Here is a 12684-nt window from a genome sequence, read left to right as displayed (position 1 = left end):
TGCAGACGGAGCGAACAGGAAGAAGACCATGACCAACCTCACCCCCACCGGCTTCCTCAGCATCGGCGGCGCCAGCCTCGAATACAAATGGCTCGCGCCTGCATCGGCCGACGCCCCCACCATCGTCATGCTGCATGAGGGCCTCGGCTCGGTTGGGCTCTGGGGCGATTTTCCCGAGAAGCTGCAGCAAGCCACCGGTGCCGGCATCTTCGCCTATTCGCGGGCAGGCTACGGCCAGTCGAGCCCGGTGACATTGCCGCGGCCGCTCGACTACATGCAGCGCGAGGCGCTGGACGTGTTGCCGAAAATCCTCGACGCAGTTCCCTTCAAGCGCGGCCTGCTGCTCGGCCATTCCGACGGCGGCTCGATCGCGACGATCTATGCCGGCGCGCATCAGGATCACCGCCTGAGCGGCCTCGTGCTGATCGCGCCGCACTTCATCGTCGAGGACATCTCGGTGAAATCCATCGCGGAGATCAAGACCAGCTTCGAGACCACCGACCTCAAGGCCAAGCTGTCGCGCTGGCACAAGGATGTCGACAACGCCTTCTACGGCTGGAACGGCGCCTGGCTCGATCCGAAATTCCGCGATTGGGACATCTCGGAATATCTGGCCTATATCCGCGTCCCCATGATGGTCCTGCAAGGTGCAGGCGACCAATATGGGACATTGCGTCAGGTCGAAATTGCGCAGGAAGAGTGTTACTGTCCGATAGATTTTAAAGTCATTTCAGACGCGGGCCATTCCCCGCATCGTGAAGCGCCGGGGGCGACGCTTGACGCGATTGAGCAATTTGCAAAAGCGGCCCTGCGCGACGATCAGGGATTCCAGGGACGCGCCGCATGACCATGCGGAGGCACATCGATGAATGTGCCTTCACATGCGAGCGGCCAATTGCCATGGCCGCAATGGGCCTATGTGCCGGGCGAGACCGGCGCCATCGAGGCCGATGACGAGACGCTTCGCTTGGCCAAGGCGCTGGTGCCCTCGGCCTTTCGCGGCTACGTGCCGGCCCGCCATCCGGCGCTGCGCTACGGGCTCGCGCTCAACGATCGCGGCTATTTCTGGGAAGCGCAGGAGGTGCTGGAGACGGTGTGGGCCGCAGCCCCGCAGAGCGGCCGCGAACGCATCCTGCTGCGCGCCTGCATCCACATCGCCAATGCCAATTTGCGCCTGCGCATGCAGAAGGCGCATTCGGCCGCGCGCCTGTTCGGCGACGCTCTGACCGAGCTACGCGCGTTGAGCGCACGCAAGGTCGCCAGCGGCGGCGACGGTTTCGTCGAGAGCTTTCCGGTCGCGGCCCTGATGGCGCTGCTTCAGGCCAAGATCGGCCGCCCGCAGCTCGCAAAAGCCGACTGGATCGCGCTTGGCGCGATCGTGCGGTCTTGGCCCGCTGCATGAAACAAAGTGCATGCGCCGGCGGTTAAGGGCTAGACGCATCCAAAAAGATGCACTATTGTGCATCTAACGCTAAACCAAAACGAGCTCAAGGGTGGCCCATGGCCGGGGAAGATCGGCGCCTCGCAGGCGGCGCGACATTCATCGATTTCCAGACCGAACCGTCCCGCTACAAGCACTGGAAGCTCGCGGTCGAGGGTGACGTCGCGACCCTGACCATGGACGTCGACGAGAATGGCGGCCTGTTCGAGGGCTATCTGCTCAAGCTCAATTCCTACGATCTCGGCGTCGACATCGAGCTGGCGGATGCGGTCCAGCGGCTGCGCTTCGAGCATCCCGAGGTGAAGGTCGTGGTGATGCGCTCGGCCAAGAACCGCGTGTTCTGCGCCGGCGCCAACATCCGCATGCTCGCGGGCTCGACCCATGCCCACAAGGTGAACTTCTGCAAGTTCACCAACGAGACCCGTAACGGCATGGAAGATTCGTCGGAGAATTCCGGCCAGCGTTTCATCACGGTGGTGAACGGCTCCGCCGCCGGCGGCGGCTACGAGCTGGCGCTCGCGACCGACCACATCATCCTCGCCGACGACGGCTCCTCTGCCGTTGCTTTGCCTGAGGTGCCGCTGCTCGCGGTGCTGCCGGGCACCGGCGGTCTCACCCGCGTCGTCGACAAGCGCAAGGTGCGCCGCGACCATGCCGATTTCTTCTGCACCATCGAGGAAGGCGTCAAGGGCAAGCGCGCCGTGCAATGGCGTCTCGTCGACGAGATTGCGCCGAACTCGAAGTTAGAGGCCAAGATCGCCGAGCGTGCCAAGGAGTTCGCGGCCGCCTCGAAGCGCAAGGGCAGCGGCAAGGGCATCGCGCTGACGCAGCTCAAGCGCCTCATCGACGAAAACAGCATCCGCTACGGCTTCGTCACGGTCGATATCGACCGCACGGCCCGCATCGCTACCATCTCGATCAAGGCGCCGGAGGTGGCACCGCCCGCCGATATCGACGGCATGATGGCGCAAGGCGCCTCGTTCTGGCCGTTGCAAGTGGCGCGTGAGCTCGACGACGCCATCCTTCATCTGCGCATCAACGAGCTCGAGATCGCGATGCTGGTGTTCAAGAGCCATGGCGACCGCGCCCATGTGCTCGCGCACGACGCGTTCCTCGAAGCCAACAAGGCGCATTGGCTGGTCAACGAAATCAGGCACTATTGGAAGCGCGTGCTCAAGCGCATCGACGTCACCTCGCGCACGCTGGTGACGCTGGTCGAGCCAGGCTCCTGCTTTGCCGGCACGCTCGCCGAGCTCGTCTTCGCCGCCGACCGCTCCTACATGCTGATCGGCACGCGCCAGGGCGACAACCGTCCGCCGCCGTCGATCGAGCTCTCCGCCATGAATTTCGGCCCGTATCCGATGAGCCACGGCCTGACGCGGCTGGAGTCGCGCTTCCAGGCCGATCCGTCGGATGTGGAGCGCGCCGAAGCCACGATGGGCACCGCGCTCGACGCCGAGCAGGCCGAGGAGCTCGGCCTGGTCACCTTCGCGCTCGACGACATCGACTGGGACGACGAGGTCCGCGTGTTCCTGGAGGAGCGCGCCAGCTTCTCGCCGGACAGCCTCACCGGCATGGAAGCAAGCCTGCGCTTCGTCGGCCCGGAGACGATGGAATCGAAAATCTTCTCGCGCCTGACCGCGTGGCAGAACTGGATCTTCCAGCGCCCCAACGCGGTCGGCGAGGAAGGCGCGCTGCGCCGCTATGGCAGCGGCCAGAAGCCGAAATTCGATATGACGCGAGTCTAGCGAGTAGGGAGTGGCGAATGGCGAATAGGAGTTTCCATTCGCTACTCGCCATTCGCCATTCGCCCCTTTAACGAGCTAGTCCCCCACGGGAGGTCCACATGAACATGAACATCATGAACGTCGACTACTCGACCAAGATTCCCAACAACGTCAATCTCGCCGAAGACCGCCAGGTGCTCAAAGCACTCGAGGGCTGGCATCCCGGCTACATGGATTGGTGGAGCGACATGGGGCCGGAAGGCTTCCAGGAATCGCTGGTGTATCTGCGCACCGCCTATTCGGTCGATCCGCGCGGCTGGGCCAAGTTCGACTACGTCCGCATGCCCGACTATCGCTGGGGCATTCTGCTTGCGCCGCAGGAAGAGAACCGCGTCGTGCCGTTCGGCGAGCATTATGGCGAGCCGGCCTGGCAGGAAGTCCCGGGCGAGCATCGCGCCATGCTGCGCCGCCTGATCGTGATCCAGGGCGACACCGAGCCAGCCTCGGTCGAGCAGCAGCGCCATCTCGGCAAGACCGCGCCCTCGCTCTACGACATGCGCAACCTGTTCCAGGTCAATGTCGAGGAAGGCCGCCACCTCTGGGCGATGGTCTATCTGCTGCAGAAATATTTTGGCCGCGACGGCCGTGAGGAAGCAGATGATTTGCTGCGCCGCCGCTCCGGCGATGCCGATGCGCCGCGCATGCTCGGCGCCTTCAACGAGGCGACGCCGGACTGGCTGTCCTTCTTCATGTTCACCTATTTCACCGACCGTGACGGCAAGATGCAGCTACACTCGCTCGCGCAGTCCGGCTTCGATCCGCTGTCGCGCACCTGCCGCTTCATGCTCACGGAAGAAGCGCACCACATGTTCGTCGGCGAGACCGGCATCACCCGCGTCGTGCAGCGCACCTGCGATGCGATGCGCGAGGCCGGCATCACCGATCCGACCGACATCGCCAAAGTCCGCGCGCTCGGCGTGATCGACTTGCCGACCATCCAGAAGAAGCTGAACCTGCACTACACGCTGTCGCTCGATCTGTTTGGCTCGGAGGTCTCGACCAACGCAGCCAACGCCTTCAATGCCGGCATCAAGGGCCGCTATCACGAGACCCAGATCGAGGACGATCACCAGCTCAAGAACGCCACCTATCCGGTGCTGAAGTTCATCAACGGCGAGATCAAGCTGGTCGACGAGCCGGCGCTGACCGCGCTCAACATGCGCCTGCGCGACGATTACAGCCAGGATTGCGTCAAGGGCATGCTGCGCTGGAACAAGGTGATCTCGACCGCGGGCTACGACTTCAAGCTGACCCTGCCCAACGTCGCCTTCCACCGCCACATCGGCGAGTTCAAGGACGTGCACGCGACGCCCGACGGCCTTCTGATCGACGATGCCACCTGGGCGAAGCGCAAGGACGAATGGCTGCCCTCGACCGCCGACGGCGACTTCATCACCTCCCTGATGCAGCCCGTCACCGAGAGCGGCAAGTTCGCCTCCTGGATCTCGCCGCCGAAGGTCGGTATCGACAACAAGCCCGGCGATTTCGAGTACGTGAAGATCGAGTCGTAGGCGTCAGGGCCGCCGCCGGCGCAACACAAATGGTGTCATCACCCGCGAAAGCGGGTGATCCAGAATTCCAGAGGCGTCAGAGATAAATCGAGAGGCCGCGGCGTACTGGATGCCCGGTCAAGCCGGGGCATGACCGCGGAGGGTGAGGTGAGGGCGAACTACCATTCGCCCCCTCAGCTATCCCACCCGCTCCCCTTGATCCCCGGGTTGGCATAGACGATGCCTCCGTCCACCGCGATGGTCGCGCCCACCACGTAATCGCCCGCGCGCGAGGCGAGATAGATTGCGGCGCCCGCCATGTCCTCGTCGGTGCCGATGCGCCCCGCAGGCACGCGCGTTGCGACTTCGTCGCCATGGTCGCGCGCGGCGCGGTTCATGTCGGACTGGAACGGGCCCGGCGCAATCGCCGTGACCACGACGTGGTCGGAGATCAGCTTCACCGCCATGCGCCGGGTCAGATGGATCAGCCCGGCCTTGCTCGCGGCGTAGGAATAGGTCTCCATCGGGTTGACGAAGATGCCGTCGATCGAGGCGATGTTGATCACCTTCGCCGGCCGCTCCGCGCTTGCGGCTGCGCGCAGCGGGCCGGCCAGCGCCTTGGTCAGGAAGAACGGCGCCTTGACGTTGAGGTTCATCACCTTGTCCCAGCCGCTCTCCGGGAATTCGTCGAACTCCGCGCCCCAGGCGGCACCGGCATTGTTGACGAGGATGTCGAGCTTCGGCTCGCGCTTCTTGAACTCGGTTGCCAGCAGCTCGGCGCCGGCGAGCGTCGAGATGTCGATCGGCAGCGCGATGCACTCGCCGTCATATTGCGCGGTGAGCGCCTTGGCGGTCTCCTCGCACGGTCCCGCCTTGCGCGCGGTGATGTAGACCTTCGCGGCGCCGGCGCTGAGAAATCCTGCCGCGATCATTTTGCCGATGCCGCGCGAGCCGCCGGTCACCAGTGCGACGCGGCCTTTGAGCGAGAACAGATTGTTGAACATGGTGCCTCCTCCCTTGGTTGGCGATGTTTTGGGCGGGGAGGGGTGGGGAGTCAAGAAAGGCGCTGGATGCGATAGGAGTGTAGCGCGAGAGCGCTCCATCCAAGGCGGTGTCGTCCCCGCGAACGCGGGGACCCATACCCACAGGGAGTAGTTTGGCGAAGGCTGGTCGTTCGGTAGGTCTTCGATCGCAATCGATAGATCACGCGGTATGGGTCCCTGCTTTCGCAGGGACGACGGCGGAGATTGGAGCAGCGCCTACGCCGCTGCGATCCGGCGGAAGCCGTTCCACATCGCGGTCGCCGCGCCCGAGGTCAGAACGGGGAGGATTCTTGCGTCCTGGTAATTGCCGTTGAGCGAGACGCGCGGCAGCGCCGTCATGTGGGCGGCATTGTCGGCGAACAGCATGCCGGGCCGCGTCGTCACCGCGGTCTTGAAGCCCGCGGTTGCAGCAAGGCCGAATTCGCGCATCCCCGCGGCCTCGCGGTCGCCATAGGGATAGGCGAGATGCAGCACCGGGCGCTGCAGCGCCTGCTCGATCCGCGCGCGGCTCGTGGCGATCTCCTGCGCGGCGACGTCTTCGGCCACCTTGGCGAGATTGCAATGGCTGACGCTATGCGCCCCGATCGTGACCAGCGGGTCGGCGGCAAAGCTCTTCACCTCGGCCCAGGACAGGCAGAGGCTGCGGCACAGCGCTGCCATGTCGACGTCGTATGTCGTGCAGAGCGCCTCGATCTCTCGCGCCAGATCGTGGTCGCCCGGCAGCGCGCGCAGCCAGTCGTGCAGGCGGTCGAAGGTTGCCTGCTTGGCGGCGGGGCTCGTCGCATCGAGCCGCAGCGCGGAATTGCCTATTCTGACGTCGACCTGCTCGGCCTTGGCGATCACGGCCTCCAGCGCCACCCACCACAACCGTCCAGTGCCCTCGGCAAAATCGCTCGCGACATAGACCGCCAGAGGCGCGTCAAATTCCCGCAGCACGGGCAGCGCGTAGTCCAGATTATCGCGATAGCCGTCATCGAAGGTGAAGGCGGCGAAGCGGCGGTCGAACCGGCCCTGCACCAGCCGCTCATGCAGATCGTCCATGCTGACGATGTCGATGTCGCGCGAGCGCAGATGGCACAGCGTCGCTCGCAGGAATTCGGGGGTGACTTCGAGATGCCGGTTCGGCTGGAACACGGCCTCGCGGGCCGGTCGCACGTGGTGCAGCATGAAAATGGCGCCGACGCCCGACAAAAGCGGGCGCAGCAGGTGGTGCGCCCCGCTGAAATAGAGTGCTCCCAGCCCGGCGCGGATGACGTTGTTACGCAGTTGTTTCATGACCCGCTGGCGGACTCTGGCATTCCGCTTTCAACTTACGGAAGAACCCTTGAAGAAAAAGTTATTCCGATTGTCCGGCTAAGGCCTTCGCAAGGGCAACATTTCCGGTTTGACAGCCTGCCAAGGGTTTGTTTTGTCTCCGGTTCCAGAGTTCGGGTCGTCGAATGAAGAAGCTTTTTAGGTGGGCCAGCAAATGGTGGCCCGGGCTGATCCCCTTGGCCGTCATGTGGGGATTTGCGGCTTGGAATAATACCTTACCGGTCGAAGCCGACCTGTCGGCGCGCAGCTCGGCTGCGCTGAAGGACACCGTCCTGGACAAGACCCGGATCGCGGTCGATGGCCGCGATGTCAGCCTGGCCGCGGACGCCTTCTCCGAGGAGGGGCGGCGGGATGCCGTGATGGCGGTGGAGACCGTCCCCGGCGTCCGCCTGGTCGACGACCGGACCCGCCTTGTTCCCGAGGCCAAACCCTTCGTCTGGAACGCCGAGCGCGACGTGGTGCGGGTGACGCTGTCAGGCTCCGCGCCCTTGCCGTCGATGAAGGGCCGGCTGACCGAGGCGGCCCGCAAGGAAGTCGGCGGCGTCGAGGTGGCCGACCAGATGGGGCTGGCGCGCGGTGCGCCGCCGCGGTTCGAGGCCGCAGCGACGCTGTTGCTGGACCAGATCGGCAAGCTGAAGGACGGCAAGATCACGATCACGGACACCAAGGTCAATCTGTCGGGCATGGCGCGCGATCTCGGTGGCCGCGAGGCCATCGTGGCAGCTTTGAAGAACCTGCCCGAGGGCTTTTCGATCGCCGCCAACGACGTCAAGGCGCCGCCCTATATCTTCCAGGCCTACAAGGATCCGGTCGCCGCGACCGTGACGCTGACCGGCTACGTTCCCGACAACACCATCCACGCCGCAATCGCCACCAGCGCCGCGCGAAAGTTCTTCACCGAGAAGGTCGTCGACAATCTCAAGGCCAGCATCGGCGCGCCCGGCTCCTTCAACACCGCCGTGATCGCCGCGCTCGGCGCGCTGTCGCGGCTGTCGACCGGCACGCTCGTCGTCTCCGACCGCGAGGTGAAGCTGTCGGGCGATGCGCTCTACGAGGGCGCCGCCAACGACATCCGCGCGGGCCTCGGCAAGGACTTCCCGAAAAACTGGCAGTACAAGCCGGAGATCACCGTGAAGCCCGCGGCAGGCCCGGTCGATGGCACCGTGTGCCAGCAATTGTTCACGGACCTTCTGGCCAAGGGCAAGATCCGCTTCGCGGCCAAGCGCGCCGACATCGATCCGGATTCCGCCGCCATTCTCGATCATCTGATCGAGACGGCGCTGCGCTGCCCCACCACCAATGTCGAGGTCGCCGGGCATACCGATGCCGACGGCGAGGACGGCTTCAACCGCGCTCTCTCGGAAAAGCGCGCACAGGCGGTGATCGACTATCTGGTCAAGGCCGGCCTGCCCGCCAGCCGCTTCACCGCGGTCGGCCATGGCAGCACGCAGCCGCTTGCCGGCAACGACACCGACGAAGGCAAGGCGCAGAACCGCCGTATCGAATTCCTGGTGAGGTGACGATGCCCTATCTCGTCTCGTTCCATCTGGGCTGGCTGATCGGCTCGCTGCTGCTGGGCTTTTGCATGGGCTGGATCTCGGTGGTCCAGCGCGGCAACGGCACCTCGAAGGTGACGGCGCGCTGGCTCGCCGCGCTTGCTGCCGCCCTGGTCGCGGCCTCGTTCGCACACATCGTCCCCGGCCGCTTCGGCTACTGGCTCGACCTCGGCCTGATCATGTTCGCCTGCTATCTGGTCGGCTGCACCATCGGCGCCTGGCTGCGCGACCGCGTGGTCTCGCGCAGCATGCGGACCGGCTGAAGCTCCGCCGCCAACCCCCTTTTTCTCTTTGGACACGTCGTTGAGAGAGACGTCAAACGCTCCGCTTGACAATAATACGTACGTACGTATTATTCCGCCATGTCCAAGCCCTCACTCAAAGACGCCATCCTCGACGCCGGTCTCAAGGTCATGTTCCGGACCGGCTATCACGGCACCAGCGTGCGCGATGTCACCACTGCGGCAGGCGCCCCGCAGGGGTCCTTCACCAATCATTTTCGCTCCAAGGAAGCGTTCGCCTCGGAGGTGCTCGATCGCTATTTCGAGATCACGAAGGGATTGGTCGCGGAGGCCCTTGAAGACGCCTCCCTGACCCCGCGGGCGCGGCTCAAACGCTATCTCGACATCATCACCGGCCGGCTCGAAGCCGACGGCTATGGACGCGGCTGCCTGATCGGCGATCTCAGCCTGGAGGCGGCCGGCAGCAGCGAGATGCTGCGCAGCCGCCTTGCCGAAATTTTCGCCGAATGGCGCATGCCCTTCGCCGCCTGCATCAGCGAGGCGCAGAGAAGCGGCGAGATCGATTCCGAGTTCGAGCCCGAGGAGCTCGCCGATTTCCTGCTCGCGTCCTGGCAGGGCGCGATCCTGCGCATGAAGGTCGACCGCACGCCCAAGGCGCTCGAGCGCTTCAAGACCATCGCATTCAAGACCGTCTTCAAGGAGCCGACATGAGCCAGCATTCCGAGATCCAGATCCGCAGCGCCGCCGTGCTGGGAAGCACGATGGCCTATCGCGACACGGGCACGCAGGATGCGCCGGTCGCGCTCTTCCTTCACGGCAATCCGACGTCGTCGCATATCTGGCGAAACATCCTGCCGCTGGTGGCGCCTGTGGCGCGTTGCATCGCGCCCGATCTCATCGGTTTCGGCCGCTCCGGCAAGCCCGACATCGCCTACCGCTTCTTCGACCATGTCCGCTATCTCGACGCGTTGATCGACGAGCTCGGCCTCACCTCGGCCTATCTCGTTGCGCAGGATTGGGGCACGGCGCTCGCATTTCATCTCGCGGCGCGCCGGCCGGCCTTCGTGCGCGGGCTCGCCTTCATGGAGTTCATCCGGCCGATGCCGACCTGGCAGGATTTCCACCAGACCGAACCCGCGCGCCAGGCTTTCCGCAAATTCAGGACGCAAGGCGAGGGAGAGGCCATGATCCTGGAGGCGAACGCCTTCGTCGAACGCGTGCTGCCCGGCGGCATCATGCGCACCCTGAGCGACGACGAGATGGAGCCGTATCGCGCGCCCTTTCCGACGCCGGACAGCCGCCGTCCCGTTCTTGCATTCCCTCGGGAATTGCCGATCGCGGGCGAACCCGCCGATGTCTATGAAGCGCTGCAATCGGCTCATGCGTCGCTTAAGGCGTCTGCATATCCGAAGCTGCTGTTCGCAGGGGAGCCGGGGGCCGTCGTCGCTCCCGAATTTGCCGAGACCTTTGCGGCCTCGCTGCAGCACTGCGCGCTCGTCCGCCTCGGGCCTGGCAGGCATTACCTCCAGGAGGATCACCCCGACGCGATCGGCCGTTCCGTTGCCGGCTGGATCGCCGGCATTGAAGCGGTGCGTCCCCAGCTTGCGGCCTGAAGGAGGACGAGATGTCCGAGGTAACCATCATCTATTGCCGGCCGTGCGGATACGAGAAGCGTGCCAAGGAGGCGGCCGCGGCGTTGCGCCGGCAGCTCGGGCTGGAAGCGGATCTCGTCGCCGGCAAGGGCGGCGTTTTCCAGGTCAAGCTCGGCGACCGGATCGTCGCCAGCCGCAGCAAAGGACATTTTCCGGATGGCGACGAAATCGTCGCTGCCGTCACCGCCGCGCGGGACTGAGGAGGGCCTTTGCGATGTCGATTGTCTGGGCCGACGATCTCGCCGGGATCGACTGGGATGAGCTATCCGAGCTCTATCGCATCGCGCCGCTGGGCAACAAGGCGCCGGCCGATCTCGCGCTGGTGTTCGGCAACAGCATGTTTCGCGCCTTCGCCAATGAGGATGGTCGCATCGTGGCTGCGGGACGCGTCCTGGCCGACGGCCGCGACTGCGCCTATCTCTGTGATATCGCCGTGCACCCGGACCGCCAGGGGCGAGGTCTCGGCCGCGACATTATCGAGCGTTTGCTTGTGCGTTGCCGCGGCCATCGCAAGATCATCCTCTACGCCGTCCCGGGCAAGGAAGGGTTTTATGAACGCCTGGGTTTCAGGCGGATGACCACGGCCATGGCGATCTTCGAGGATCAGGCCGGCGCCTATGGCCGCGGCTATTTGACCGCGCCTTGAGGCCGCGCCCGGGGCCCGCGACCTTCCGGCGCATCGGACAACCCGTCGGACGGACGCCGGGATTGCCCCCTCTTTCAACAGGCGGGCGCGGTCCATAGATTGACGTCGGCTTAAGGCGTGAAGGAACATTGTGCGGCCGAAATCATCAAAACTTCATGGCGCCTGCGCAGGATCGCCATGGAGATTCGCCTCAAGTCCTGCCGCCGAAGGCGCCAAACCGTGCATCAGGAGCCCGCAACCCTGCCTAAAATATTGAATGCACGTGTTTTTGTTCGAATTGGCGAATTCCACTTCGTCCCAAAACGCGCTAGTGGAGGGGCAGGGGGCATGCGCGATACCGGAGCCGGCGGCGAGGGTTCGTTGAGTGCCAGTGCGTCGTCCGCCTGTTCGCCGGCCACCCTGGCCGCTGAAGCGTTGTTCGAGGTCTAGATGCTGGAAGCCATACGCAGGGCGACGTCGTTTCTGCGCCAGAAGCAAGTCCTGCATAAGCTTGGCGTTGTGATCAGCGTCGCGGTCATCGGCATCGCTTGCTATGTGCTCTACCACATGTTGCGAGGCATCGATTTCAACGAAGTCCTCGAAGCGATCAAGAGCACCGAGCCGACCCAGATCGCGATGGCGGCGCTGTTCGTCACCGCGGGCTATTTCACCCTGACCTTCTACGACCTGTTCGCCGTGCGCGCGATTGGCCATGCCCATGTGCCCTATCGCGTCAACGCGCTCGCGGCCTTCACCAGCTATTCGATCGGCCACAATGTCGGCGCATCCGTTTTCACCGGCGGCGCGGTGCGCTATCGCATCTATTCGGCCTACGGGCTGAACGCGATCGACGTCGCGAAGATCTGCTTCCTCGCCGGCCTGACCTTCTGGCTCGGCAATGCCGCCGTGCTCGGCCTCGGCATCTCCTATCATCCGGAGGCCGCCGCCTCGATCGACCAGCTGCCGCCATGGCTGAACCGGACGCTGGCGCTGATGATCATCGTCGGGCTGGTCGGCTACGTGGTCTGGGTCTGGACCCAGCCGCGCGTGGTCGGCCGCGGGCCCTGGACCGTGGTGCTGCCGGGCGGCCCGCTGACGCTGCTGCAGATCGCGATCGGCATCGTCGATCTCGGCTTCTGCGCGCTCGCGATGTACGTGCTGGTCCCGGACGAGCCCAATCTCGGCTTCGTGGTCGTCGCGGTGATCTTCGTCTCGGCCACCCTGCTCGGCTTCGCCAGCCACTCGCCCGGCGGGCTCGGGGTGTTCGACGCCGCCATGCTGGTCGGTCTCTGGCAGATGGATCGCGAGGAACTTCTGGGCGGCATGCTGCTGTTCCGCGTCCTCTATTATCTGTCGCCCTTCGTCATATCTGTAATCTTGCTGACGTTTCGCGAAGTTATCATCGGCGCACGATCGAAGCGCTTGCAGCAGGCGGCGCTCAAGCTCGACCCCGGCCCGGCGCGTGAAGCCGCTTATGTGAGAGAGCGCAGCGACAGCGGTGCCTGACGGCGCCAAGCCTTATTTGGACAGGCCT

General features: G+C 64.7%; 13 protein-coding genes. 11 read left to right on the top strand and 2 right to left on the bottom strand.

The genetic code is table 11. The annotated features are described in order from the left end of the window. Nucleotides 1–28 precede the first annotated feature (28 nt). From GGD65_RS14365 to boxB, 4 genes are all read left to right on the top strand, one after another. Nucleotides 29–847, top strand: coding sequence for an alpha/beta fold hydrolase (locus tag GGD65_RS14365; protein ID WP_183235672.1), 819 nt, complete (start codon nt 29–31; stop codon nt 845–847). A gap of 18 nt (nt 848–865) precedes the next feature. Continuing rightward, a complete protein-coding gene (locus GGD65_RS14360) occupies nt 866–1402 on the top strand; it encodes a DUF309 domain-containing protein (protein WP_183235671.1) in 537 nt (178 codons plus the stop codon). Between the two features lie 98 nt (nt 1403–1500). Beyond that, nucleotides 1501–3189, top strand: coding sequence for a 2,3-epoxybenzoyl-CoA dihydrolase (gene boxC, locus GGD65_RS14355; protein WP_183235670.1), 1689 nt, complete (start codon nt 1501–1503; stop codon nt 3187–3189). A 98-nt stretch (nt 3190–3287) separates the two neighbouring features. Next, nucleotides 3288–4739, top strand: coding sequence for a benzoyl-CoA 2,3-epoxidase subunit BoxB (gene boxB, locus GGD65_RS14350; protein ID WP_018316898.1), 1452 nt, complete (start codon nt 3288–3290; stop codon nt 4737–4739). A 173-nt stretch (nt 4740–4912) separates the two neighbouring features. On the opposite strand, the gene GGD65_RS14345 is transcribed toward boxB, so the two are convergent. Continuing rightward, entirely contained in the window at nt 4913–5722 is an 810-nt protein-coding gene (locus GGD65_RS14345; protein WP_179739948.1) for an SDR family oxidoreductase, read from the bottom strand. A 255-nt stretch (nt 5723–5977) separates the two neighbouring features. Then, nucleotides 5978–7036 carry a polysaccharide deacetylase family protein gene (locus GGD65_RS14340; protein ID WP_183235669.1) on the bottom strand — a complete coding sequence of 353 codons (1059 nt, stop codon included), beginning with the start codon at nt 7034–7036 and terminating at the stop codon, nt 5978–5980. A 164-nt stretch (nt 7037–7200) separates the two neighbouring features. On the opposite strand from GGD65_RS14340, the gene GGD65_RS14335 reads away from it, so the two are divergent. The 7 genes from GGD65_RS14335 (at nt 7201) to GGD65_RS14305 (ending at nt 12656) form a co-directional block, all read left to right on the top strand. Continuing rightward, complete coding sequence (locus GGD65_RS14335) at nt 7201–8595, top strand: OmpA family protein (protein ID WP_018316901.1); 1395 nt, start codon at nt 7201–7203, stop codon at nt 8593–8595. 2 nt (nt 8596–8597) lie between these two features. Next, the gene (locus tag GGD65_RS14330; RefSeq protein ID WP_018316902.1) at nt 8598–8894 is read left to right on the top strand and encodes a hypothetical protein; all 297 of its coding nucleotides are present in this window, start codon (nt 8598–8600) and stop codon (nt 8892–8894) included. A 99-nt stretch (nt 8895–8993) separates the two neighbouring features. Continuing rightward, nucleotides 8994–9584 (top strand): TetR/AcrR family transcriptional regulator, encoded by a 591-nt coding sequence (locus GGD65_RS14325; RefSeq protein ID WP_183235668.1) that lies wholly within the window; start codon nt 8994–8996, stop codon nt 9582–9584. Next, on the top strand, nt 9581–10486 hold the full coding sequence (locus tag GGD65_RS14320; RefSeq protein WP_183235667.1) for a haloalkane dehalogenase: 906 nt from the start codon (nt 9581–9583) through the stop codon (nt 10484–10486). The genes GGD65_RS14325 and GGD65_RS14320 overlap by 4 nt, the downstream gene beginning before the upstream one ends. An 11-nt stretch (nt 10487–10497) precedes the next feature. Beyond that, complete coding sequence (locus GGD65_RS14315; protein WP_183235666.1) at nt 10498–10725, top strand: SelT/SelW/SelH family protein; 228 nt, start codon at nt 10498–10500, stop codon at nt 10723–10725. Nucleotides 10726–10739: 14 nt separating this feature from the next. Next, nucleotides 10740–11171: a GNAT family N-acetyltransferase gene (locus GGD65_RS14310; protein ID WP_183235665.1), complete on the top strand. Its 432-nt coding sequence runs from the start codon at nt 10740–10742 to the stop codon at nt 11169–11171. 429 nt (nt 11172–11600) lie between these two features. Then, nucleotides 11601–12656 (top strand): lysylphosphatidylglycerol synthase domain-containing protein, encoded by a 1056-nt coding sequence (locus GGD65_RS14305; protein WP_183235664.1) that lies wholly within the window; start codon nt 11601–11603, stop codon nt 12654–12656. The last annotated feature ends 28 nt before the right edge of the window (nt 12657–12684 follow it).

The organism is Bradyrhizobium sp. CIR18, from assembly GCF_014198295.1.
GTDB lineage: Bacteria > Pseudomonadota > Alphaproteobacteria > Rhizobiales > Xanthobacteraceae > Bradyrhizobium.
The sequence above is the reverse complement of the archived record's forward strand: the minus strand, read 5'-3'. Positions and strand labels throughout refer to the sequence as shown.

Bases quoted from the DNA above. Each gene is read 5' to 3' on its own strand.
- GGD65_RS14365 (WP_183235672.1), top strand. From the start codon at position 29: ATGACCAACCTCACCCCCACCGGCTTCCTCAGCATCGGCGGCGCCAGC.
- GGD65_RS14360 (WP_183235671.1), top strand. From the start codon at position 866: ATGAATGTGCCTTCACATGCGAGCGGCCAATTGCCATGGCCGCAATGG.
- boxC (WP_183235670.1), top strand. From the start codon at position 1,501: ATGGCCGGGGAAGATCGGCGCCTCGCAGGCGGCGCGACATTCATCGAT.
- boxB (WP_018316898.1), top strand. From the start codon at position 3,288: ATGAACATGAACATCATGAACGTCGACTACTCGACCAAGATTCCCAAC.
- GGD65_RS14345 (WP_179739948.1), bottom strand. From the start codon at position 5,722: ATGTTCAACAATCTGTTCTCGCTCAAAGGCCGCGTCGCACTGGTGACC.
- GGD65_RS14340 (WP_183235669.1), bottom strand. From the start codon at position 7,036: ATGAAACAACTGCGTAACAACGTCATCCGCGCCGGGCTGGGAGCACTC.
- GGD65_RS14335 (WP_018316901.1), top strand. From the start codon at position 7,201: ATGAAGAAGCTTTTTAGGTGGGCCAGCAAATGGTGGCCCGGGCTGATC.
- GGD65_RS14330 (WP_018316902.1), top strand. From the start codon at position 8,598: ATGCCCTATCTCGTCTCGTTCCATCTGGGCTGGCTGATCGGCTCGCTG.
- GGD65_RS14325 (WP_183235668.1), top strand. From the start codon at position 8,994: ATGTCCAAGCCCTCACTCAAAGACGCCATCCTCGACGCCGGTCTCAAG.
- GGD65_RS14320 (WP_183235667.1), top strand. From the start codon at position 9,581: ATGAGCCAGCATTCCGAGATCCAGATCCGCAGCGCCGCCGTGCTGGGA.
- GGD65_RS14315 (WP_183235666.1), top strand. From the start codon at position 10,498: ATGTCCGAGGTAACCATCATCTATTGCCGGCCGTGCGGATACGAGAAG.
- GGD65_RS14310 (WP_183235665.1), top strand. From the start codon at position 10,740: ATGTCGATTGTCTGGGCCGACGATCTCGCCGGGATCGACTGGGATGAG.
- GGD65_RS14305 (WP_183235664.1), top strand. From the start codon at position 11,601: ATGCTGGAAGCCATACGCAGGGCGACGTCGTTTCTGCGCCAGAAGCAA.